This window comes from Micromonospora cabrerizensis (genome assembly GCF_022230955.1).
GTDB lineage: Bacteria > Actinomycetota > Actinomycetes > Mycobacteriales > Micromonosporaceae > Micromonospora > Micromonospora cabrerizensis.
Genome location: NZ_JAKKFI010000083.1, coordinates 1 through 22,740, shown reverse-complemented (window position 1 = coordinate 22,740; position 22,740 = coordinate 1). Strand labels below are relative to the sequence as shown.

The window sequence follows — 22,740 nt, the reverse complement described above, 5'->3', positions numbered from 1 at the left end:
CCGACGTTGTGCGGTGGTGGATGCCGTGGCCGGCTTGGTTCCGCGGCTTTGGCTAGGGTCGATGGCGTAAGGCCCTGGGATCACGGCACGAATGAGGGTAGAGCGTCACCGCATCGCCCTGGGGAGCCGGGATCCTGCCGTCCGGCGCTACTCATCCTCAAGCAGCCGAATAGTCGCTCGGAGTTTGCGTCGGGCCGTGCTCGTCGCGCGGCAAAAGTTGACGCTCAAGATCGATTCGTGCTTGGCGAGGAGGTGATCGTCGGGGTGATCTTGAGCCCACCATGGTTGGCAGTACCCGCGTGGTGGTGGCAGCTGCCTCGACCCAACGAACAGCCCATCCCGGCCGCTCTCGTGTAGAGCTTGACCGGCCGAATCCACCGGATATTCTTTCGACCTCGGTTCTCTCTGTGCGCCTGAGGTTGGTGTGGAGCAGGCGGTTCGTCAAGCTGGTCGCCCCTCACCGGTCGGCCCAGCCTCACCCGACCTGAGCTTTGCGCCTACGGACCTGACGATCAGCTAGGGGAGTAAGCGGATCATGAACGATAGTGCTGCGATTGTCCCTCCCCGCGACGACGAATTGGTCCGCCGTGTTGGCTGGGAGCTCCTCGAGCAGGGCTTGAATCGAGGCGGATCCCTTTTCACGCCCGGGCGTCCAGTCTGGAGTGCGGAGACAGCGGAAGAGCTGTTCCACCTGTACAACGAACGGGTCGATACCGGCACGGACTCGTTCCTGGTCAAGCTGCACAGGCAACTCGAGCCTGGATCCGACCTCGCGATCCAACTGACAGCGGAGCTGCTGACGCTGCAGGGACTACCGTTGATGAACCTGAGCGCCGGCAAGCTGCGCGAACGGGTAAGCACAGTGCTCGGCTGGATGAAGGAACCAGTTGCCATCCCGGAGCAGGTGCTGGCCGCGTTCGAGCAGGGGACATGGAACGGCGGCATCGGCGGCCACACGATGATTTGGAAGTGGCTGGCGGACGCAGTCGTCCTCCTGTCTGACTGGTGGACCATCTCCCCCGACCGCCGGCAGCGTGCGCTGGCCGACCCCTGGGAGTGGCAGTCCCTGTTGGACGAGGCCAACATCGTTCCATCCCTGCGAGAGTCGCTGCTCTATCTGCGGTTTCCCACGCACTTCCTGCCGATCGTTAACACTGGGCACAAGCGGGCGATCCGCGACGCCTTCAGCGATCCAGGCGATCGCACGCCATCTATCAACCGCGATCTGCTCGGGATCACCGCCAGAATCCAGAGCGAGACCGGCCAGCCAGTGGACTACTACCTGCCGCCATTCGTGAATCAGTGGCGAGTCAAGGAGAGGCCGCCCGGTGAACGGCGAGCCTGGCTGATCCGTCCGGGTCACGGGGGTCCCCGCCTGTTGGCTGACTGGCTGAAAGACTCGTTCGTATCCCTAAGTGCCGCGCATCTTGGGGATGTCGCGTTAGGCGCGTCCCGGGCCGACATCCGGTCGGCCGTGGATACCGGATACCGGCACCTCGACTACGCCCAACGTGTCAGCTACGCCAACGAGTTCCATGCTTTCCTGAGCCAGATGGAAAGCGACGACATCGTGACGACGCTCATCGACGACCGGATGTATCTGGGAATCCTTGCCGGTGGGCCGGAGTTTCGTCCGGCCGCAGCCGGTAGCGAGCTGCGCCGGCCGGCCGAATGGGCCGTCGCGTCGCTCGAGGCTGCCGCGCTTCCCGCACCCCTGCCAGCGGAGCTGGATCAACAGGGAAACGTGGTCGATCTGACCGGTGCACTGCCAGTGCTGATCGAGCTCTTCGAGTCAATCAGCCAGGTAGAGCAGGAAACCGGCACGGCAAGCACGGCGGATGTCGTGGACCGAGCGGTCGGCCCCACCACCCTGAAGCTCAACGCCGCCACCGTGGCGTTGGCTGAGCATGTACACATGAGCACCCACTGGCTCACCGGGCTGGTCGAGCTGTGGCAGGAGCGGTCGCAGATCATTCTGTACGGCCCACCAGGCACCGGCAAGACTTACCTGGCCCGAGCGCTGGCGGGCCACGTGGCCGAGCGGGACGCGATACGCCTTGTGCAGTTCCACCCGTCGTACGCCTACGAGGACTTCTTCGAAGGGTTCCGGCCAGTCGAGAACGTCGAGGGCGGCGCAGTGAGCTTCGTCAAGACACCAGGCCCGCTGCGGGAGATCGCTTCGCAGGCAAGAAACGACCGGCACCGCCCGTACGTGCTGATCATCGATGAAATCAATCGGGCGAACCTGGCCAAGGTCTTCGGTGAGCTGTACTTCTTGCTCGAGTACCGCGAATCCACGGTGCGGCTGCAGTACTCGCCGTCCGAGGCGTTCAACTTGCCACCCAACGTGTTCATCATTGGGACGATGAACACGGCTGATCGGTCGATCGCGATGATCGACGCGGCCATCCGACGCCGCTTCGCGTTCGTCGAACTGCACCCCGACGAGGATCCGGTTCGCGATGTTCTCGGGAGTTGGCTTGCCGCCAACGGCCGCGAGGACGACGAGCGTGCCGGGCTGTTGGTCTCACTCAACACCCTGATCGGTGCCCAAGATCACGACTTCAAGATCGGGCCTTCGTATCTCATGCGGCCCGGCCTCGACGATGAGGCTGCGCTCCAGCGCGTCTGGCGGCACGATCTGCTCCCGCTGCTCGAGGAGCACTACTACGGTCGACTCAGCCGGGCGCAGGTGCACAGCCGATTCGGACTGGCTGCGGTCCGTGCCCAAACCGCTTCCGTCAACGTTGCCGATGATTCGGATGACGTGCAGTAGCAGTGGACAGCGTGGATGCGGTCATCCTGCCCGAACTGGATACCAGTGGTGTGCTGCGGCCCCTCGACGACGCTCAGGTGCGGATACTCCGGGCGTCCGGCCTGGTCAAGCTGACCCCCGAGGGCAGGAGCTGGCGTATTCGACCCGGCGGCAAGGTGGGCGCGGTCCGCGCCGGAGACCTCGACGTCCAGGTGCAGCCGAAGGTCGGCGTGGTGAGGCTGCTGTTCTTTCTCGGGTACGCGAAAGACCCGCGGTTCCGCCCAGAGGACGTAACTGCGGCACCGGCGTCAGGACTGTGGCCGGCAATGGCCGAGTCATTGATCCGGCAGGCCGAGCGGGCCCTCGCTGGTGGTCTCCTGCAGGGGTACACCTCGTTCGAGGAGGCGCTTCCGCTGATCCGTGGGCGAGTTCGATTCGCCGAGCAGTTCGCCCGTCGGCCGGCCATACCGCTGCCGATCGAGGTGCAGTTCGACGACTGGACCGTCGACATCGTCGAGAACCGCCTGCTCCGCACCGCTGTACGCCGAATGTTGGCCGTGCCCCGGCTCCTGCCGTCCGCACGGGAGCGGCTGGAGCGGCTGGACGCACGCCTTGCCGGCGTACCCGTCCTTCCACCCCATGCGCCGGTTCCCCTGTGGAGCCCCAGTCGGATCAACATGAGGTATGTGCCCGCACTCCGGCTGGCCGAGCTGATCCTCGATAACCAGTCCGCTGAGCCCGATGCCGGCGGCATCGCAATCGCTGCCTTCGCCGTCAACATGGCCACAGTCTTCGAGAACTTCGTCGCCGCCGCGATCCGTGAGGCGCTCGGATCCTGTCCGGGAGTGGTGGAGGAGCAGTATCGGACGTATCTGGATGCCGAACAGAGCATCCCGATTCGGCCCGACCTGGTCTATCTGGTCGACGGTCGGCCCGTCGCGGTGTTCGATGCAAAGTACAAGCTTGAGCATCCGACGTCGGGTTTTCCGAACGGAGACACCTACCAGATGCTCGCCTACTGTGCTGCCCTCGATGTGCGAACTGGATGGCTGGTATACGCGAAGGGAACGACTCCGCCGGAGCGCAAGCACATCCGGAATACGACGATAGAGATCATCCATCACCCGCTCGACCTCTTGAGGCAGCCGCACGAGATTCTCCATGACGTTGCGGCGCTGGTGCGGCGGGCAGCCGCGCCAAGCGCCTACTGAGGAAGGCGACGACCTGCAGGCGGCCGATCAACGACAGGGCAACGCGGCGGTCGATCGCTGCGGACTGGTTCATCCTCTCCGACGGCGTCGCCGGCAATAAGCATGAGTCAATGCGGCGATGCGACTCGGTGAACAGGAGCGGTTCGGGGAGCGGTGGGTTCTCGGCTTGGATGCCCGCCCGCGGTGTGTCCTTCCGGACCGGCCCTCCGGCCCTGCCATTGGGGTAGCTCCGCGGCAACCCATCTGACCTGACGCCGTTCTACCGTCCGGCTGGACGGGTACCGCGGCGCCTCCCTCACAGCACCGGTGCACTCGTCGGTGTGCCGAGGACGACGCCGACCAGGCTTCTTTCCTGCGGTCAGAGATCCTGCCCGCCTTCAAAAGAAGCTTGTACGGAGGGCTCATCGATACCATCCTGGCGAGATGAGCGAGGCTGGACCGACCTGGCAGCTAATCGACGAGATGATCGTCCGCAATGGCTTGCCCGACAATGGCGTTGCCGCAGCGCGGTGGGCTGTCGGTCGATTGCGCATGCACCTCGGGGAGAGCTGGCTGGGCCGCCAGTACAAGAAGCAAGGCTGGGTGCCACGCGAACTGCTGCTCGTCGGTACTCACCGCTACGCGCTACCTCAGTTGCTGTCATGGGCGCTGTGGCTGGACGCTGCAGCCGGTGAGCCTACGTTCGCGAAAGTCCGGACCAACATGAGAAAGGGCGTGGACACCGCAACCTGGCGGCACACCTGGCTTCAACTGGAGGTTGCTCGCGCGGCAGCAAGCTCCGGATCGCCATGTAGCTTCGAGCCGCCGATCCCCGGCTCAGTCAAGAACGCGGATCTCCTCATCGACCCTGAGCGAAGGCCGTGGATGGTCGAGACCACCACGGTTCCTCGGGGAGCGGTCGACATGGCGTGGGAAGACTACGAAGACCATGTCCAGGCCGTGATCAGGGGAATCGAGCGTACGCACGATGTGACCTGTGTAGTGGCGCTCGACGATCACATGGACGAAACCGAGACGCGGGAGTGGCTGAGGGCCGTCGGCGTCCTTGCGTCTGTTGCAGCAGAGTCGCACGAGGTGCAGGTGCTCCGAGGGGATGTTGGAGTGGTGGCGATCTACCCGGACTTGTCACCGCCGGGACCCAGCTTCACCGGCGCTCCCCAGAACCGTGACGGCTGGCACCGGCTCGGTCGAACTCTCGCTAAGAAGGCTGCGCAGATCGCCGGCCCGCTGCCTGCCTGGGTACGCGTGGACTGCCTGGACGGGCTCTTTCAGTTCACAGAGTGGACCACGATGGAGCTAGCGGACCGCATCGACGCAATCGCTGCCTTGATCCGCAGCAAGATCACCTGGCCTACGAACGCCCACGGCGTCGTACTGTCGAGTGGGCCCGGGGTGATCTTCGGGGGTAACGATGCCGCCGCCCAAGCGGTTACCGGTCGTTCCGAGTCCGGAGTCTTCCTCCGACGACTCACCCACCCCTACCTCGTGCGCGAGACGTTCATCGTTCCGCTCTCCAGTGAGGCGACCGAACACACCGACTGGTGGGCAGCCGCGTACGGTGACGAGCCCGCCTGGCTAGACATCGATCTCGCGGCAGTCGGGCTCCCCAAGACCGCAGACCTCTTCTTATAGATCTGCGGCCTATGTGGGGTAGCTGCTGCGGCGCGTTGGACTGCCTTCGCTCTACACGCAACTATGTTCGCCGTTGTCACCAAGCTCTGGAACGGCTGGCGTGGCCTGGTTGCGACGGCGCAGCCTCGGTTGCGCTTGGCCCAGCGGCGAATGCGTTACCGTTGCCGCTTTTCGTGGCTCTCACAGGTAGCGGCACGGTAGCCGGACCTCGGCATGGTTTGAGCTGGCGTCGGGAGCACTCCCACTGATCACAGCGGGACGAAGCCACCAGCGACGTCTGGCCGGGGGGTCTGCTGATCACGGGAGGTGATCGCGTGCTGCATGAACAGGGTGAGATAGCCGTATCGGCAAGCAAGGGACCCGAGGATGGTCAGGTGGGAGCCGGTCCCTACGACCACTACAACCTTATCGCCCGCGGCCTGCCGTTGCCGCGCCTCGCGCGGACCCTCAAGCCTCAGGCGGTACATTGCGCAGTCACATCCGTCGACGTAAGCGGCCGTCTAGCCGACCGCAGGCCACTACAAGCCCTCGGGTGGTTCGCCGGTCGTCCCGTCGACCTCGTCGCTAGGGACAACGTGATCACGGTGACCGCGCGGCGCGGCGGGCGGTGGACGATCAACCGGCAAGGTCACCTGGTGCTGCCGTCCTCAGTACGGCGGAGCTGCGGCGTCGAAAGAGGTCATCGTCTCCTGGTGCTGGCGTACCTGGACCGCTCCGTGTTGCTGGTCTACACGATGAGCGCACTGGAGCTCATGGTTTCGCGATACGGCGTACGTGAGGCAGCGTGATGGGGTCGGCCTTCAGCGGGGGCGACGAACTGGAGGCGGCTCGGCTCCTCCTGACTCGGCTAGGGGTAACGCCGGAGCAGCTCCTGGCCGTGCAGAGCACACCTCGTGTGGTCCCCACGTTCGACGAGTACATCGAACGCGTATCTGAGGCGGTAACGGCGGGCACGGGACGGGTTTACGGCACCTACTGGAACAGGGTCCGAGAGGTCTGGGGCAGCCGCCGCCTGAACGAGCCGACGCCGCTGGAGATCAGGCAGCTCGCCGAGCGCATGAAGGACCAGCTCGTAGTGCGAAGAAACTCTCGCGGTGGGCGGACGGCCGCGGAGCACCTCATCTCTTCGCTCAGGTGCCTCTACAGCTATGCCGAGGCCGACGGGCTCATCGCCGAGTTCAACAACCCTGCCAAGCGGGTGCCCAAGCCCCGACGCCTGGCCAGCACGAGGCGCGCACTGTCCGAGCGGCAGCTTGCTTCGATCAACGAAGTCGCTGCTACCACCGGCAACGACCCTGAGCTCGACGCCCTGATCTTGCGACTCCATATCGAGACTGCGTGCAGGAGGGGTGGAGGGCTTGCCCTCCGCCGCGCGGATCTCGATATGGAGCAGTGCATGGTCCAGCTGCACGAGAAGGGCGAGACCGTGCGGTGGCAACCCGTCTCACTTACGCTGGCCACTCAGCTTGCGGGGCATTCTGATGACCGAGGTGGTGGCAAACCGACTGATCGGTTGCTCAGATACCGAAACGGTCGGCCCATCACAAGCCGGCGCCACGACCATCTTTGGCAGCGCCTCGGTAGGCACCTGCCTTGGGTGGCTACCCAGCAGGTCAGCACGCATTGGCTACGCCACACAACCTTGACCTGGGTGGAGCGGAGCTTCGGCTATGCAGTAGCCCGAGCGTTCGCAGGTCACAACGGCAGGTCTGATGCAGGCACTACCAGCACCTATGTGCGAGCCGACGTCTACGAGGTCGCCCGAGCTTTGGCAGCCTTAACAGGTGAGTCGCACCCTCTGCTCTCGGCAGCGGTCGGAGTGCGAGGGGTAAACACCCAAGGTCTTATCGGCCCATCTACCCGAGATGGAACATAGGGAGTCTCTGGTTCTGGCTACCCAGTCCGTAGTCGGGCTGCAGCGTCGTTTATTTCATGCCACCGCCAGGTGGCTTACCTTGCCTTCGTCGATTGTCCACTCGAATCCGGATTCGAACATGCTTCCATGCTCATAAACGAAGTTGTCGATTGTCCACTCTGCTGGCGGCTTCCCGAGCTGGTGCGCCAGAAGGATATAGGCGATGAAGCCGCGCATCTGAACGTTCCCCCAATCGACACTGCTGCCTACAACTATTGGCAGATCGACCCCTTCTTCGTCGCAGTAATTGATCCTTCCTACGCTGTCGCAGTCCTTGGTCGAGGCCCAACACAAGTCCAATTAGTCACCGTAATACGTGCCTCCACCTTTGGATGTGTGAAAGAACTCGACTTGGTCATCGTGCGGAAGTTCAATGCAACTGATTCCTGCCTTCTCTGCCCTAGCTCGAGCGATCGAGGTAAATCCGCTGTTACTGAAAATCCGTCCGCCGTGGGCGTCGGTGTCGTCGATTGCGCCCACAAGGGCATCTACCACTCCCACGCCCACCAGGCGAGTGTGATTCTTGCACTCCACGATTTCGCGAGATTTCGGTAGCCATATGTCGACCTGGCGACGATAGCGCTGACTCCTGTCGGAGATTCTCGCATCGAGTTCGAACGTGACATGCTGATCTTCCTCGGTGAGGTACCGCATGACCTGGCGCTCATAGCTTCTTCCACTCCTGATCGCTACCACCCCCGCTGCGTGATTGGTTACCGCTAGACAGCAGCGTAGTCGTTCCCTCCGACAGTTCTTCAGGCGCGAGAGCGGCCCCACCAGGCGGAGATCGCGGGACAGGGGGTGGCCCGGCGAACGCCGTCGTGATTGGGTGGTGATCGTCCAAGGTTGTGTCGGAATCCTTGGCATCCGCCACCCACCACCATGCCGACAGCCATCAGCCGAGACGCTGGGATCGGCGTCAGCCCGGCTGAGTGGGCTGTGGACTCCTCTTGGCGAACTGCTCGGCGGGTTTGCGAGACCCGTGCTCTGGACTCGGAACTGCCGGTCCGCGCCGCTGGTAGATTGGGCGCATGAGCACCTATCTGGTGCATGGATGCTGGACGTGGGGGTTCAAGTCCCCCCTCGGACACCAATGATTTGCCCACGGTGCGTGCTGAGATCGACTGCAGCACGCACCGTTTGCGTTTCGGTCTGGTAGGTGAGTCGACGCGAGCACCCCCGCCGTGCAGAGCCGTACGTCGATGCCTCGTGACCTTCGTGAATTCCGGCAACAGCCCCGGACACAGCCAGCACCATCCAGACGGCGATGAGCGCGCTCAGCGGACCGGCAGCGCCCTTGTGCCACCGCCCTTGATCGAGCGAGTCACCTTCGGGCCTCCTGACCAGTAGAAGCATCGGATTCCCCGGTCGCCGCGCGCCCACGCCTCCACGGCCGGCACGAGGTACGAGGTGCCCGTGCGGTAGCGCAGCGTGCTGTCAACCGGGACCTTGGCATATCGGGCCACGAGGGTCCGGCACTTCGCGTGCACGCCGTCCTCGTCGCGGTCCGCGTCCGCGTACGAGGTGTCGGGCGCCGTCCATGAGCCGACGTACTCGAAGGTGTGCGGCCCGGCGCAGGTGCTCTGCTCGAATTTGCCGTACCGGTCCTCGTTCAGGCACCCGAAGGCCAGCGGTGACGTGCCCTTCAGTTCGTCCCGCAGGCTGCCGGTGTGCTGCACTGGGTGGTCGTCCGGATGCCGTTGCGCCGAGCCGCCGTCGGCGGTGTCCAGCTCAAAGATGTCGCACCGGAACCAGCGACTGCCACCCTGCCATCCGCCCGGAGACGGGGGCGCGACCTGCACCGTCAGGCGAGCGCCCCGCCAGTCGCCACCGACGAACGCGGTCGCCTTCGCGTCGCATTCGGCAAACGCCGGTCGCAGCATTGCCGAGCCCACCGGCGGCGGGGTTTCCCGTTCGGCTACCGCGCCGGTGAACGTGCCCAGGTAAAAGGTCTCCAGCAGGTGCTGCCGTGTGCAGTCGACCGGGTTGTAGCTGGTCAGGTAACTCGACGGTTCGGGATCCACGTGGCAGTCGCCCGCCTTCGGGGTGAACTGCGCGGCCGCCGCGGCGGGCGGCCAGTCGTCGGTCAGGTCGCCGTCCAGCCCTGCCGGTGCCCGGCACCCCGCCATCGCCGTCACCCCGGCCAGGGCGGCCACCGCCCCCCATACCCGCCACCGTCGCATGTCACCCTCCCCGTCGTGCCGCGGCAGCATATGCCACCCGGAGGCATCGCCAAGGTCCCCGTCCGGCGTGCGACATCCGGCGGGGCCCAGGTGCTGAGAGCGCGGGCGGCAGCCAGGTCAGCATCGTGTCAACGTCGAAACTCGTTGCGCCGATTTCGAGGCGGACCGTGACCGCCTTGCGCAGGCCATCACCATGCAGCATGGCGCACTGCGGCCAAGAAATCTGATGCCGTACGTCTTCGGCAATCCGCCGCGTGATTCGACGCTTGATCGCCCTTCCGAACATGCCGCTGACAAGGCGCGGCGATCGTGAGCGTGCTCCCCGATCGACCGATGCGGCTGTGGGAAGCCAGCACTGGTGTCCACCAAAGTACCTGGCCGGAAGCTCACGATCGGTCGGCGGCCTGGTGCGAGCCCGGTTTTGGGGGGAGCAGGTTGGGAGCAGCGGGGTGCCCTGAACGGCCTTGAACCGCGTCCAACGGCATCGAAGGGTGCTCAACTGCACCCACCCCTGCCTGCGGCTCTAGGTTGCCGCAGGTCAGAGCGGGTGCGGCGTCCTGTTTCACCGCGTAGTGCTCCGCGGTTCTGCGATGTAGTCGACAACGCTCTATGCCGCCTGTTACGGGAGTGTGCGCAGGTCAAGGCGGTAAGGAGCCGTTGGTTGGCCTGGCCTTGCAAGTGGGAGCAGATTGGGTGCAGGTTGGCGAAGCGGTCTCCGCGCCCGAAGTGCTCACCGATTTCGGAGAGAGACGATGGCTGTGACCTGTCGTGATGCGGTGGAGCGGTGCGGCGTGACCTCCCAGTAGATGTCGAAGTGGTCAGGCGTTGCTGCTCCCGGGATGGCTGGTGCCGGCCGACGTCTCGGTTCGCCTAAGGCCACGCCTATAGGTCTGCGTCAAATCGATGTAAAGCGTTGCGGGTGAGCTTGCTGGAGTCCGTTGCAGTTCCGTCATTCGAGACTCCGATCCCCAGAGGCAACGCCCTGACCAGGCGCTTCGGGGTGAAGACCTCTTCGGCGGACCCGAAGGCGGTCAGCGTTGGCACCCCCGCGGAGGCAGTAGGGCGACGTCCGTACATGCCGAGAACAGTGCACCTGGTCGTGGCGATGGGATGCTGCGGTCCACCGTGCGCCCAGACCTTCTAATCCTGGCCTCAGGTTGGTCGGGGACCATGAGCGGCAAAAGCATCGACTGGAAGGGGGTGCGTCGGCGTGCGGATCATGATCGCGGATGATGACGCGGCCATCCGTGAGTCGCTGGAGCGGGTTCTCCAGGTCGAGGGTTACGACACCAGCACCGTCGCCAACGGTCTCGCCGTGCTCGACGGGGTCGGTGGGGCCGGCGGTGACACGCTGGATCTGCTGATCCTCGACGTGATGATGCCCCGCCTCGGCGGGGTGGAGACCTGCCGGCGGTTGCGGGCGGCGGGTCGGGATCTGCCGGTGCTGATGCTGACCGCTCGTGACCAGGTCTCGGACCGGGTCGCAGGGCTGGACGCGGGCGCCGACGACTACCTGCCCAAGCCGTTCGCCACCGAGGAGTTGCTGGCCCGGGTGCGGGCCTTGCTGCGCCGGCGCACGCCGGGCGACGGGGAGTCGCAGGTCCTGTCGTTCGCCGACGTCCGGCTCGATCCCGACAGGTTCGAGGCGTGGCGGGGCCGGCGGCCGCTGCGCCTGACCCGGACCGAGTTCTCCCTCCTGGAGGTCCTCGTGCGTAACGCGACCCGGGTGTTGACCCGCGACACGCTGTTCGAGGCGATCTGGGGCTTCGACATGAGCGCCACCGCCAACAACCTCCAGGTGTATGTGAGCTACCTGCGCCGCAAGATGGAGGCCGAGGGTGAGCCGCGATTGATCTACACGCTGCGCGGCCTGGGATACACGTTGCGGCAGACTCCTCCGTGAGCAGGCCCGCCGGACGGGAACCGCGCCAGCTGACCCGATGGTGGCGCCGGCGGTCCCTGCGGACCAGGCTGACGGTGATCGCGGCGACGGCCATCGCCGTCAGCGTGTTCATGGCCTTCCAGGTGGCCAGCGAGCTAATGGACTGGGAACTGCAGGACACCGCCGAGGATCAGCTGCGCGCCGACTCCCGCGTCCTGGCGACGGACGCGGAGCGCGCCGGTCTGGCGCAGGTCCAGCTACCGCCGTATCCCGGATCCGGTCGACTGGTGCGGGTCATCCTGCCCGACGGCTCGACCCGGACCCCGGTCGGCCAACCCGCGCTGCCCCCGGTCAGCGAGCACGCCGGGCGCGTGGCGCAGGGCGCGTCGGCCGACCTGATGGAGTCGAACGACATCGACGAGGACGGCTACCTCATTTACACGCTGCGGGCGGGCGACGGCGCGGTCCAGGTGGCCCGCGTCGCCAACGACAGCCCGATCAACCGGTTCGGGTTCGGCATGCTGCTGATCGGGCTGCTCTGCGTGGTCGGCGGCGCCCTTGTCGGGCGGACCGTGGCGCGGGCCGGGCTGGCACCGATCGACCGGCTGACCGCCGCCGCGGTACGCGTCGCGCACACCCAGGATCTCGACGCCGACATCCCGGATGAAGGCGGCGGGGAGATCCGGCGGCTGATCCAGTCGATCAACGACATGCTCGCCGCGCTCCGGGACTCCCGGCGGGCCCAGCGGCTACTCGCCGAAGACGCCGCCCACGAACTCAAGACCCCGCTCACCAGCCTGCGCCTCAACGTCGAACTGCTGATCCGGCTCGATCGGCGCGGCGCCCTGGACAGCGCGCTGCCGGCGGAGAGCCGGACCCGGCTGCTCAACGACCTCGGTGCCCAGGTAGCCGAGTTGAGCACCCTCGCCGCCGAACTGACCGACCTGGCGCGCGGTGACGTCACCGACGAGAGCACCGACCTGCTCGACCTCGCCGACGTGGTGGTGGCCGCCGCGACCCGGGCGCGTTCCCGCGTGCCTGACATCGAGGTCGCGCTCGACGTGACCTCCGTGTGGGTGAGCGGGCGTCCCGCTGCGCTCCAACGGGCGGTGCTCAACCTCATCGACAACGCCGGCAAGTGGTCCCCCGCGGACCAGCCGGTCCAGGTCCGGCTCTGTGCCGAGGGCGCGTCGGCGGTGCTCGAGGTCGACGACGCCGGGCCGGGCATCGACGCAGTCGACGTACTGCGGGTGTTCGACCGGTTCTACCGTGCCGACAGCGCCCGGGCGTTGCCAGGATCCGGTCTGGGGCTGTCGATCGTTCAGCGGGTCGTCGACGCCCACGACGGCCGGGCCACCGTCGCCCGCTCCGCACGCGGTGGCGCGCTGCTTCGGGTCGACCTTCCGGCCGCGGCCCCGCCCGGTCGAAACACGCGGCCCACCGCCGGGTCATGAGAAAGATCCGGGACGGGCCTGAGGCTCCGTCCCGGATCTCGCCCGTGCCGCCGCGCTCACCGTTGCAGCGCGGGCTCCTCGTCGTCGGCGAGCGGCTGTCGCCCGTCCGGCGGCTCCACCGGTCGGGCCAGCCGGCTCGGCCACCACATCCGCCGGCCGATCAGCAGGGTGAGGGCGGGCACCAGGACCGATCGCACCAGCAGGGCGTCGAGCAGCACGCCGAAGGCGACCAGGAACCCGACCTCGATCAGCATCACCAGCGGAAGTGAGACGAGGACCGCGAACGTGGCCGCCAGGACTAGGCCTGCCGAGGTGATGACGCCACCGGTGGCGGAGAGGGCTTTGAGCATGCCCTCTCTGGTGCCGAGACGCACGGCCTCCTCCCGGGCGCGGCTGGCCAGGAAGATGTTGTAGTCGACGCCGAGCGCCACCAGGAACAGGAACGCCAGCAGCGGCACCGAATAGTCGATGCCCTTGAACCCGAGGATCGTGTCGAAGACGAACACGCTGCCGCCGAAGGCTGCGGCGAATGAGACGACCACGGTGGCCATCAGGACCAATGGGGCCACGACCGCGCGCAGCAGCAGCCCGAGGACGATCAGGACGACGGCGAGCACCAGCGGGATCACCAGCTTCTCGTCGCGGCTGGTGGTCACCTCGGTGTCGAGGTTCTCCGCACTCGGCCCGCCGACGATCGCCTCCGCCCCGCTCACCGCGTGCACGGCGGTGCGCACCCGCTTGATCGTGTCGTACTCCGCGACGGTGTCCGGCGCGTCCGTCGGGAACACGGAGATGTCGGCCCAGCCACCCTTGGTCTGACCCGGGATGGTCATGGCCACACCGCGGGTGCCCTTGACGATGTCGAGCACCCGCTCCTGGTACGCCGGCCGCGTGAAGATCGTCATCGGCTGGCCGCCGAGCTCCGGGAAGTGCTGGCGGAGAACGGTGAAGCCGGTGACCGACTCCGGCGCGGACAGGAACTGGTCCTGCTCCCGCAGGGCGCCGGTATTGCCCGCCAGCCCGAGAGCGAGCACGCCGAGGACTCCGAGCGAGCCGAGCGTCGCCACCCAGCGGCGGCGGCTGATGGCGGTGCCAAGCCGTCCCCACAGCCCCGGCTTCTGCTCCACGGTCGTGCTGAACCGCGGGATGGCCGGCCAGAAGACCCGCCTGCCGAGCACCACGAGCACCGCGGGGAACAGCGTCAGCATGGCCACCAGCGCGCACAAAATGCCGGCCGCACCGATCGGGCCCAACCCGCTGGTGCTGTTCAGGTCCGCGACGAGCAGGCAGAGCAGGCCGGCGACCACGGTGGCCGCGGACGCGACGATCGCCGGCGCCGCGCCGCGCAACGCGTGAACCATCGCAACCCGGACGTTCTCGTGGTGGTGCAGTGCCTCCCGATATCGAGCGATGAGCAACAGCGCGTAGTCCGTGCCGACGCCGAATACCAGGATCGTAAGCAGCGCCGAGTTCTGGTCGTTGACCACGATGCCGAAGCCTTTGACGAGCAGGTAGACGGTCGCCATCGCGGTCAGTGCGGCCGCGCTTACGACCACCAGCGGGATGAACCACAACACCGGGCTGCGGTAGGTGAGGATGAGTAGGAGCGTTACGACGACGACGGTGGTGAGGAAGACCTGCAGGTCGATACCGTCGAAGACGGCGTCCATGTCGCCGTCGATCGCGGCCGGGCCGGTCACGTCGAGTTCCAGGCCGGCGGGGCGGTCCTTCGCGGCGTCACGCAACGGCCCGACGATGGCCTCCGGTGCGCCGTAGGTCGTGCTCACGTCGAGGGTGAACATCATCGCCTTGCCGTCGGTGGAGAGTCTCGTCGGTGGGCCCTCGTCGTCCTCGCCGGCCAGGGCCGTCACCTTCGGCGGGTACCGCTTGGCAAGGGTGTTGTAGTGGCGCTCGGCCGTCGCGCGGTCGGCGTCGGTCATGCCGTCGGCGCGGTGGTACACGAACACGAACGTGTTGTCCTCACCGCCGGGGAGACTGTCCTCCAGCACCGCCACCTTGGTGGACTCGGCACCGGCCGGCAGGGTGTCCACGGCTCTGTCGGTAGTGACCGAGCTCAGCTTTCCGCTCAACGGCACCATGACCGCCGCCAGCGCCACCCACAGGCCAATCACCAACCACGGCACCCACCGGCCTGCCAACCGACCGGCTGGTGCTTCCCCGGACGGCGCTGCGTTGACTGCCATCACTAGCCTCCTACAGACGGGTCACATCGCTTATCTGATGCCGACTTCATACCGAGCGAATCTGAGACGACTGTTAAAACGGCGCTCAGGCCGGTTGGCTGAACCAGGTGCCCAGCGCACGCACCACCGTGCTGGCGTCGAGGTCCTGCCCGGTAGGCAAGGCCCAGGCGACACAGCCGTCGGGCCCGGATGAGCAACGCGTCGACGTCCACCGGGTCCGTGCGGGCAGCGACGGTGTTGACCCGTCCGGTCCACGCGGCCGCGGCGGTGTCGATCCAGCGGGTCCGGAACGACATCGTGGTGATCGTGACGTCGGTGCCGCTCACCCGCCGGATGCTGTCCTGCAGTCCCTCGACGGTGAGCGGCTCCACCTGCCGCGGCGGCCGTCAGACTCTACTGTGCACAGTTGACTCACCCCGAACCCGGACCTGTCCAGCGTTCGGCTTCCTGACGGGCGACCCGCTGGGCAGCGCCTCGCCGCCCGACTACGCGCCGCCGAGTTCTCCTACGACTCCCGTCGCCGACCGGATCGGCTGCACCGGCCGCCGCGACGTCCGCCTCCCGTCTGGCTACCTCGGCGCCGGCGATCGCGCTGGTGCCAACTACACCGGACAACCCGTCGTGCATTCCTACTACGCCGATGACCACTGACTGCATCAACAGCGTCCGCACCTGCCGCAAGGCGGGGTGAACTTCTCGTGCGGCTGTGGGTCAGAATTGCGCCATGGGCGCTTCTGACGTTGTAGCGGTCGATCTCACTGCAGACGAGCGGTTCCTGTTGAGCCGTGGGCTGGGTGAGTGGGGCGGACCCGCGGACCCAACGGAGGATTTCGCCCGGGCCATGGGGTTCGACAGCAAGGAGGACTTGTGGCGGGGCGAGGGGCGCAGACTGCGAGAGGCGCTGGATTCCGGGGGGTCGCTGACGAGGTCGCAGTGGCGAAAGGCGTTGCTGGCCCTTGAGATCGTCTTCGCAAGCGACGTGATGGGTTCTGGCTGCGACTGGTCAATCACCACTGGCATTTCTGATGAGGAGACGATCAAGCTCCTGCGCGTGGTGCAGCGGAAGTTGGGCCGCGTGATTTGGATGGCTTAGCCACGAGGCGGTCACCTTGCCGTGGTGTGTGCTCAACCCAGGCGATGTCGGCCGTACTCCGGCGGGAGGTCGCCGAACCCGAGCCCGTTCTCGTCCAAAGCGTTGTAAACGGTCAGCCAGCCGTCCGCGAATTTCAGGCCCACGGTCACGGTACCGGCCGCCAGGTCGTCGCCGGCCCACTCGAGAAGCTCTACCGCCTCAAGCCGCTGCCCGCACCGGGCCGCCAACACGGCGGGGACATCATCGCGCCACCGCAGTTGGAAGCCGTCCGATGTCGGCCACTGCGGCCTCCGGGTCACGTCGATCGAATTCCACGTGATCGACAGATCGTCGAACTTCTGGTGGTTGACTTCCAGGCGTTCTCCTGCGAAGTCGAGCACTACCGGGCAGTCAGCGAACCACTCGTCGTGGCCGTCATCCCACACCAGCCAAGTAGAGGTCAGCCGGCGACAGGCAAGGCTCTGCAGTCGGTGACCGTGACGGTCGGCGATCTCGTCGACTCCGTTGAGCCAATCCGGCTGGTAACCAGCGATACCAAAGTCGAACTCCACCGGGGGATTGTGCCCGAGCAGGCTACGGGCGGGCAGGGCGCCCAGAACGCCCTTGAACTGCGCCCAAGGGCAACGAACGGCGCTCAACTGCAACCACCCCTGCCTGCGGCTCCACGTTTCCCCAGGTCAGCATGGCTGCGGCATCCTGTCTCACCGCAGAGCGCTCTGGGGTTCTGTGCAGCGGTCGACGACTCTGGGCGCAGCCATTGCCGGCGTTTGATCGTGAAGTAGGCCGTGCTGAGTCATTGCTGCCCGCCGTGGGCTGCAGCACGCCAGCGACGACGGGGATGACGAGTTCGTCAGCCGCTGCGACCTGCGCTACGTCGCTGCGGCCGTGGCGCTTTGTCGACAATGGTTGCGACTGGTCCAACTCGCGACGACCGACGCGGGGGAGTGGTTGGTTGTCGAGGAAGAGGCCCCACAGGCGGTTCGCCACGAGAACGCTGCCGTGTGCGGACGCGGATCAGCCTCCATGGCGATCATCGACATCTGTCGCTACGATCCGATACCGATGCATTACTGAGCGTTGATGTGTGCTGATCGTAAGCCTGGACGCTGGCAGTCCGGCGCCTCTACGACATGGTGCCGGCCTGAGGATCACGCCGTCTCAACGAAGGGAATCCGGATGACGGAGAGCGCGCAGACCACCGGGAGTCGAACCGTTCCGCCCGCGCGGCCGTACCCGTTCAGTTTGCCCGACCGCCTCGCCGTCGATCCGACCTATGGCGAGCTGCGCGAGAACGAGCCGATGACCCGGGTGAAGCTCCCCTACGGTGAGGAGGCGTGGCTCGCCACCCGGTACGAGGACGTCCGTACGGTCCTCGGCGACGTGCGGTTCGGCCGCGCCCCGGCCGTCCACCGCGACGAGCCCAGGCTCACCCCGCGCCAGCAGTACAGTGGCATGCTGACCATGGACCCGCCCGATCACACTCGGCTTCGCCGGTTGGTGGCGAAGGCGTTCACGGCACGTCGGGTAGAGGCGCTGCGACCCCGAACCCAGGAGATCGCCGAAGCATTGGTCGACGACATGGTCCGGCTCGGCCCTCCGGCCGACCTGGTGGAGCACGTCGCCACGCCACTGCCAATCCAGGTGATCTGCGAGCTGCTCGGGGTCCCGTACGCCGACCGCGACCGCTTCCACATCTGGTCCGAGGCGATCGTCTCGACCACCTCCCTGCCCATGGAAACGATCCAGGAGTACCTGAACAATCTCTGGGGCTACATCGGTGCTCTGGTCGCCGAGCGCCGACGCGAGGAGGGAATCGACGATCTGCTCGGCGCCTTAGTCCGGGCCCGCGACGAGAATCAGGATCGGCTCACCGAGACCGAGTTGGTGGAGCTGGCCGGAGGGCTGCTCGCGGCCGGCCACGAGACCACGGTCACCCAGATCCCCAACTTCGTCTACGTCCTGCTGCACAATCCGGACCAGCTCGCTCGGCTGCGGGCCGACCCGTCGCTGGTGCCGGCCGCGGTCGAGGAACTGTTGCGGTACGTGCCGCTCGGCGTCGGTTCCTCCTTCGCCCGGTACGCCAAGGAGGACGTCGAGGTCGGCGGGATACTGGTCCGGGCCGGTGAGCCGGTTCTCGGCTCACTCTCGTCGGCGAATCGGGACGGTACCGTCTTTGCCGACCCGGACCGGCTGGATTTCGACCGCGAGCAGAACCCGCACCTGGGCTTCGGGCACGGCGTACACCACTGCGTCGGCGCGCAGCTGGCCCGCATGGAGTTGCAGGTCGCCGTCGCCACCCTCGTGACTCGCCTGCCCGGACTGCGGCTCGCCGTACCGGAGGCCGAGCTGGAGTGGAAGCGCGGAATGTTGGTGCGGGGCCTGCTCGGAATGCCGGTGGCCTGGTGAGTACCGTCTGGCGGATCGGGGTGGACTTGCGCCGCTGCATCGGCACGAGCATCTGCACCGGTACCGCTCCCGAGCACTTCCGCCTGGTGGATGGCCTTTCCGCGCCGCTGGCCGACGTCGTCGCCCCGGCCGAGGTCGTCCTCGACGCCGCCGACTCGTGCCCGGTGGAGGCGATCACGGTCCGCGACGCCACCGACGACCGGCTGATCGCACCGCAGGAGTGACCCGAGATCGAGCCCGGCCGTCTGCGCCCACGAGCTGGGCAGCTGCGGAAGTTCGGCAGATCAGCGACGAGGCTGAAGTGACGAGCGATGAACCACGCCTCTCAAGTGCAGTTCTACGTCAACGGTACGGAGATGACCTCTGCCGGAGCAGGTCTCGGGATGGACCCGTACGACGTCCTCGTTCCCACCAATCGTCTCGTGGCCGACTCTGAGCTGCGCACCGTTGCGATCGCTCGTTGTGTGTGCGGTGTGTACGCCGCGAATCCACAGACGTCACCATCGCGCGGGGTGGCGATCTGGTGCACTGGGACTGGTCGCTGGAGGTGCCCACGAGACGCCCGAGCGTGTGGCCGGACGACGGGTTCTGACGGACGTGGACCGCGAGCGGCTGCTCACCTACACCTCCGACCGAGTTGTGTCGCCAACGATTACCGCGATCAGGAGCTGTTCCGGGTCGCTCTTCCCGCCCGCTCCAGGACCTCCATGACCGGCCAGATCGTGTCATCCCCGCCGAGGTCATGGTCCAGCCACAGTTCATCCAAGCGCCGGTCCCGGTACCGATCGAGGAGTTCAACTCCGGCGTCGCTGGTGCGGACCACCTCGCCGATACGGCCGTTCACAAGCGAACGCAGGTCATCCACCATGACGATCGTTCGGCGGGCGCTCACACGATGATGATGCCTGCTGGGAGACCCTTTCGGTGGATCCGAAGATGTTAGTCATGGCGCTCCCAGTCATCAGCCGGGCGACGTCCGCTCATGACGATGAGCGGGTGTAAGACCCGAGGTAGTCGACCGTCTGCCTTCAGGTGTTCAAGAGTGGCCCGTCTGCCGCGTGTCCGAGGCTCAGCGGGTGGATGGGAATAGCGCACTGAGCCGCGGGAGGCGCCGGCTCATCTCGGTCTCGTCGTCGAAGGCCCACCGGTTCCCGGTGGGCGCCGGGTCTTCCGGATAGTCGTGGTGGACTGCCCGCAACGCGTCGATGATGCCCTCGCTCTCACCGGTCGCTGTGTCATACGCCTGACGGCTGACATAGTTGAGCGCCTCCCACTCCGGCCAGTCATCGTCGGTCCACTGGTCCGCCCTCAAAGTGGCCAGCCGGCGCACCTGCGGGACCTCGGCGAGCGCGTCGGGGTCGGCGCTGAGGCGGTCGAAGCTGTCTCGGCCGAGACCGACAAGCCACGGTAGGAAATACCAGAAGCCGTCGCCGGAGCACAGTCCGGACGTGATCCGATATGCGGCGGCCCACATCGTCCACGTCTCGGCCCGGCGACGCGCCGCGGTGAAGGCGACGTCGAACTCCACAATCTCCGCCGGCGTCCGGGCCGCAAGCTGAGACTCGATCCACCCTGCCCGGTCCGCGTGCCCCGCAGAATCCTCGATCAAGGACCAGAAGTCAGTCACGCCGGGACGATAGCTGTGGCCAAGAGGCAGCACCCCGATGGGCTCAGCGAGCCTTGAAACCATCCCCAACGGTGCGGGCCGCCCAGAGGTGGCCCGCACCGTCGTCCCGGCGTCGTTGAGGGCGCGCGCCATGCTGGCGAGACTCTGGCCATCCAGGCGTTGAGCGAACATCCACCGCACGGTACGGCCGTGGCCGGGTCCGGTTCGAGGCGTTGAAGCCGGCGACCCCATCGCGCGTGCGCAGCGTTCGGATGAGGGCCGGCGTCCACGAGTCGGTAGCCGTAGGGCGGCCGGCCCCCGAGATATTGTCCCTGCTCCCGCGCTTGGGCCCGCATCGCCGTGACGACCCGGAACCGGGTGCGCTGCACCTCACGTTCGACTGGGCGCCCAGCATCATGATTAACGCTTGATGAGTCGGGTCATGATGATCGACGGGGCCATCCATCTCGGGCAGCCATAACCGCACGGCGTGCTGTTCGAGTACGGGCGTCAGGTGCTGCAGCTGATTGGCGGAGAACGCCCGCTCGTACTCGCCGACCACGATCGCGTCGAACCCGCGATCTGGATCGTCGAGCGCAGCCAGCAGCGCGGCGGCCTGCGGGCGATGCCGCCAATTGCGGCGTCGAGAGCAGCCGACATCCAAGTATTCGGCCACGATCACCCCGTGAGCGGCGACGAGTTCAGTGGCGCAGTCCCGTTGCCAGTGCCGGGAGGTCACCCGGTCCTGGTGCTCGACGGGCGACATCCGACCGTAGAACGCAAACCGCAGACCACGCCGTTGGGTAGGCAGTTGCGGGTCGGGAGTATTAGCGAGGACTCCAGCCCGGTACCGGCATCGTGATATGCCCTCCCCACCGGCTCGGGACAAATTTCCGGGCAGCTTCGGGCTTACCCTGTCGATGCACATTCTTCAGAGCAGGGGGAGCTACTCACTAATGGCAAAGCCTTCTTCACGGCTGACTACGGTCCTTAGCACGCTCCTGATCGCCTGCGGCCTAGTCGTCGCGCCGCAGGCGACGCCCGTGCCCGCCGCCGCAGCGGCTACGCCCACCACCTTCACCAACCAGGACGTCGGATTCGCCGAGTCCAGCCTGATGCCGCAAGTGGACAGCGACCAGGAGGTCGCCCGGCACCTCGACAAGTTGGCTGAGTTCGTGCCCGGGCGGTCGCCAATCGTGCGGGTCTGGTTCGACTGGTGGTATGTCGAGGGGGCTCAGGGTGACCCACCGCGGTGGGACCGCGTCGAGCGGCAGGTGGCGCTGGCGCGGGCCCGAGGGATGCGGGTGATGCTCATGTTCGGCCTGTCCGCGCCCTGGGCCAACGGCCACCGCAACGACGAGCAGCAGCCAGAGCTGTGGTTCCCGCTCCGCGACGAGGACTGGCGGAGCATCATCGACCGGACGATGGCGCACTTCACCGCGCCGGATGGTTCGTCGCTGATCGACGCGTTCGAGGTATGGAACGAGCCGAACCTGACTGGCTTTGGCAAGTGGGACGGCAACGGCGACGGCAGGTTCGACAGCGCCGATTACGACGCCACGCGGTTGCGCTATTGGCAGTTGGTCGATGTCGCTTACCGGACCGTGCACGCCCGGTGTCCGGGCTGCGTCGTGCTGGCCGGCGGCTCCGGTGGACTCCAGGAGATGACGGGCCACCCGGACCGGACATCGTCAGCCTGGCTCGACTGGGCATACGCCAACGGGTTCGGCAACTCGTTTGACGCCGTGGCCCACCACCCTTACTCGGACTTTCACCCGGCCGACGAACCGAACTGCACGCAGCCGTGGCTGAACGCATTCGGCCCGCCATACCCCGACGCGCAAGGCCGACTCTGCGGCGAACTTGCCCGGCTTCACGACGTCATGGTCCGGCATGGTGATACGACACGGAAGATTTGGGCTACCGAGTGGGGCTACAACATCGGCCGACGAGGCGATCTCAACCAGCCCGCCCCACTGCTTCAGCGCTGGATGGTCGACGGGATCAAACTGTGGCGCTCACTGCCGTACACCGGACCGCTATTCCTGTTCACGTACAGTGATGTGTCGGGGTGCCCCGGGGAACCGGCCTGCGAGTACGGCATTGTCGACGAGGAATACGTTCCAAAGAACCAAGAACTTTACGACGCTGTGTCCGACACATTGACCTACCCGGACTGGCGGCCCTCGTTCATTTCGCAGGGCTCAGGCATCGGGGGTTTCAACCTCACAGAGCGGCAGGACCGGATCGTCGCCTTCGATTTCCAGCACCGGGGGAAACTCGATCATCTGCTGATCTACCGGCCGGGCACCGGCATCGTGCGGATCGTTGAACACAAACCTGACGACACCTTCGAGACCGTCTTCACCTCCACGAACGGAATCGGTGGCTTCGACCTC

The 22,740-nt window shown here is 66.4% G+C and carries 19 protein-coding genes and 1 pseudogene; 13 read left to right on the top strand and 7 right to left on the bottom strand.

What is annotated here, in order from left to right; genetic code table 11:
- The first annotated feature begins 535 nt into the window (after positions 1-535).
- The 5 genes from LADH09A_RS22000 (at position 536) to LADH09A_RS21980 (ending at position 7,474) form a co-directional block, all read left to right on the top strand.
- Positions 536-2,776: an AAA family ATPase gene (locus tag LADH09A_RS22000; protein WP_238647357.1), complete on the top strand. Its 2,241-nt coding sequence runs from the start codon at positions 536-538 to the stop codon at positions 2,774-2,776.
- Between the two features lie 2 nt (positions 2,777-2,778).
- Positions 2,779-3,966 (top strand): McrC family protein, encoded by a 1,188-nt coding sequence (locus tag LADH09A_RS21995; RefSeq protein ID WP_238647356.1) that lies wholly within the window; start codon positions 2,779-2,781, stop codon positions 3,964-3,966.
- A 423-nt stretch (positions 3,967-4,389) separates the two neighbouring features.
- A complete protein-coding gene (locus tag LADH09A_RS21990; protein WP_238647355.1) occupies positions 4,390-5,598 on the top strand; it encodes a hypothetical protein in 1,209 nt (402 codons plus the stop codon).
- 314 nt (positions 5,599-5,912) lie between these two features.
- The gene (locus tag LADH09A_RS21985; protein WP_238647354.1) at positions 5,913-6,386 is read left to right on the top strand and encodes a hypothetical protein; all 474 of its coding nucleotides are present in this window, start codon (positions 5,913-5,915) and stop codon (positions 6,384-6,386) included.
- A complete protein-coding gene (locus tag LADH09A_RS21980; protein ID WP_308194656.1) occupies positions 6,386-7,474 on the top strand; it encodes a site-specific integrase in 1,089 nt (362 codons plus the stop codon). The genes LADH09A_RS21985 and LADH09A_RS21980 overlap by 1 nt, the downstream gene beginning before the upstream one ends.
- A gap of 54 nt (positions 7,475-7,528) precedes the next feature.
- Here LADH09A_RS21980 and LADH09A_RS21975 read toward each other — a convergent pair whose 3' ends face one another.
- The 3 genes from LADH09A_RS21975 to LADH09A_RS21970 all read right to left on the bottom strand — a co-directional run bounded on the left by LADH09A_RS21975 (position 7,529) and on the right by LADH09A_RS21970 (position 9,696).
- Positions 7,529-7,690, bottom strand: a complete 162-nt coding sequence (locus LADH09A_RS21975; protein ID WP_238647353.1) for a hypothetical protein — start codon at positions 7,688-7,690, stop codon at positions 7,529-7,531.
- Positions 7,691-7,813: 123 nt separating this feature from the next.
- Complete coding sequence (locus LADH09A_RS32110; RefSeq protein ID WP_372492329.1) at positions 7,814-8,167, bottom strand: restriction endonuclease; 354 nt, start codon at positions 8,165-8,167, stop codon at positions 7,814-7,816.
- A gap of 623 nt (positions 8,168-8,790) precedes the next feature.
- The gene (locus tag LADH09A_RS21970; RefSeq protein WP_238647352.1) at positions 8,791-9,696 is read right to left on the bottom strand and encodes a septum formation family protein; all 906 of its coding nucleotides are present in this window, start codon (positions 9,694-9,696) and stop codon (positions 8,791-8,793) included.
- 1,219 nt (positions 9,697-10,915) lie between these two features.
- On the opposite strand from LADH09A_RS21970, the gene LADH09A_RS21965 reads away from it, so the two are divergent.
- Together LADH09A_RS21965 and LADH09A_RS21960 are read left to right on the top strand one after the other, a co-directional pair.
- Positions 10,916-11,599 carry a response regulator transcription factor gene (locus LADH09A_RS21965; protein ID WP_238647351.1) on the top strand — a complete coding sequence of 228 codons (684 nt, stop codon included), beginning with the start codon at positions 10,916-10,918 and terminating at the stop codon, positions 11,597-11,599.
- A gap of 74 nt (positions 11,600-11,673) precedes the next feature.
- A complete protein-coding gene (locus tag LADH09A_RS21960; protein WP_238647350.1) occupies positions 11,674-13,032 on the top strand; it encodes a HAMP domain-containing sensor histidine kinase in 1,359 nt (452 codons plus the stop codon).
- A gap of 56 nt (positions 13,033-13,088) precedes the next feature.
- Here the strand turns inward: LADH09A_RS21960 and LADH09A_RS21955 are convergent, their stop codons facing one another.
- Entirely contained in the window at positions 13,089-15,164 is a 2,076-nt protein-coding gene (locus LADH09A_RS21955; RefSeq protein WP_238647411.1) for an MMPL family transporter, read from the bottom strand.
- 261 nt (positions 15,165-15,425) lie between these two features.
- Between LADH09A_RS21955 and LADH09A_RS21950 the strand changes: the two genes are divergently transcribed.
- Complete coding sequence (locus LADH09A_RS21950) at positions 15,426-15,887, top strand: hypothetical protein (RefSeq protein WP_238647349.1); 462 nt, start codon at positions 15,426-15,428, stop codon at positions 15,885-15,887.
- 73 nt (positions 15,888-15,960) lie between these two features.
- Positions 15,961-16,329: a hypothetical protein gene (locus LADH09A_RS21945; RefSeq protein ID WP_238647348.1), complete on the top strand. Its 369-nt coding sequence runs from the start codon at positions 15,961-15,963 to the stop codon at positions 16,327-16,329.
- Between the two features lie 32 nt (positions 16,330-16,361).
- Here LADH09A_RS21945 and LADH09A_RS21940 read toward each other — a convergent pair whose 3' ends face one another.
- Positions 16,362-16,880 (bottom strand): hypothetical protein, encoded by a 519-nt coding sequence (locus LADH09A_RS21940; protein WP_238647347.1) that lies wholly within the window; start codon positions 16,878-16,880, stop codon positions 16,362-16,364.
- 625 nt (positions 16,881-17,505) lie between these two features.
- Here LADH09A_RS21940 and LADH09A_RS21935 point away from each other — a divergent pair.
- Positions 17,506-18,735, top strand: a complete 1,230-nt coding sequence (locus LADH09A_RS21935; RefSeq protein ID WP_238647346.1) for a cytochrome P450 — start codon at positions 17,506-17,508, stop codon at positions 18,733-18,735.
- Positions 18,732-18,959, top strand: coding sequence for a ferredoxin (locus tag LADH09A_RS21930; RefSeq protein ID WP_238647345.1), 228 nt, complete (start codon positions 18,732-18,734; stop codon positions 18,957-18,959). The genes LADH09A_RS21935 and LADH09A_RS21930 overlap by 4 nt, the downstream gene beginning before the upstream one ends.
- 449 nt (positions 18,960-19,408) lie before the next feature.
- Here LADH09A_RS21930 and LADH09A_RS21925 read toward each other — a convergent pair.
- Positions 19,409-19,627, bottom strand: a pseudogene (locus tag LADH09A_RS21925) (cyclic-phosphate processing receiver domain-containing protein); the annotation flags it as partial.
- Between the two features lie 177 nt (positions 19,628-19,804).
- Positions 19,805-20,533 (bottom strand): DUF4240 domain-containing protein, encoded by a 729-nt coding sequence (locus LADH09A_RS21920; RefSeq protein ID WP_238647344.1) that lies wholly within the window; start codon positions 20,531-20,533, stop codon positions 19,805-19,807.
- A gap of 298 nt (positions 20,534-20,831) precedes the next feature.
- On the opposite strand from LADH09A_RS21920, the gene LADH09A_RS32225 reads away from it, so the two are divergent.
- Together LADH09A_RS32225 and LADH09A_RS21910 are read left to right on the top strand one after the other, a co-directional pair.
- Entirely contained in the window at positions 20,832-21,203 is a 372-nt protein-coding gene (locus LADH09A_RS32225) for a hypothetical protein (RefSeq protein WP_238647343.1), read from the top strand.
- A 94-nt stretch (positions 21,204-21,297) separates the two neighbouring features.
- On the top strand, positions 21,298-22,740 hold a 1,443-nt coding region (locus LADH09A_RS21910; protein WP_238647342.1), incomplete at its 3' end, for a hypothetical protein.

Excerpts from the sequence above, each read along its gene's own strand:
- LADH09A_RS22000 (WP_238647357.1), top strand. The coding sequence starts at position 536 with ATGAACGATAGTGCTGCGATTGTCCCTCCCCGCGACGACGAATTGGTC.
- LADH09A_RS21990 (WP_238647355.1), top strand. The coding sequence starts at position 4,390 with ATGAGCGAGGCTGGACCGACCTGGCAGCTAATCGACGAGATGATCGTC.
- LADH09A_RS21980 (WP_308194656.1), top strand. The coding sequence starts at position 6,386 with ATGGGGTCGGCCTTCAGCGGGGGCGACGAACTGGAGGCGGCTCGGCTC.
- LADH09A_RS21975 (WP_238647353.1), bottom strand. The coding sequence starts at position 7,690 with ATGCGCGGCTTCATCGCCTATATCCTTCTGGCGCACCAGCTCGGGAAG.
- LADH09A_RS32110 (WP_372492329.1), bottom strand. The coding sequence starts at position 8,167 with ATGCGGTACCTCACCGAGGAAGATCAGCATGTCACGTTCGAACTCGAT.
- LADH09A_RS21970 (WP_238647352.1), bottom strand. The coding sequence starts at position 9,696 with ATGCGACGGTGGCGGGTATGGGGGGCGGTGGCCGCCCTGGCCGGGGTG.
- LADH09A_RS21965 (WP_238647351.1), top strand. The coding sequence starts at position 10,916 with ATGATCGCGGATGATGACGCGGCCATCCGTGAGTCGCTGGAGCGGGTT.
- LADH09A_RS21950 (WP_238647349.1), top strand. The coding sequence starts at position 15,426 with ATGAGCAACGCGTCGACGTCCACCGGGTCCGTGCGGGCAGCGACGGTG.
- LADH09A_RS21945 (WP_238647348.1), top strand. The coding sequence starts at position 15,961 with ATGGGCGCTTCTGACGTTGTAGCGGTCGATCTCACTGCAGACGAGCGG.
- LADH09A_RS21935 (WP_238647346.1), top strand. The coding sequence starts at position 17,506 with ATGACGGAGAGCGCGCAGACCACCGGGAGTCGAACCGTTCCGCCCGCG.
- LADH09A_RS21920 (WP_238647344.1), bottom strand. The coding sequence starts at position 20,533 with ATGTTCGCTCAACGCCTGGATGGCCAGAGTCTCGCCAGCATGGCGCGC.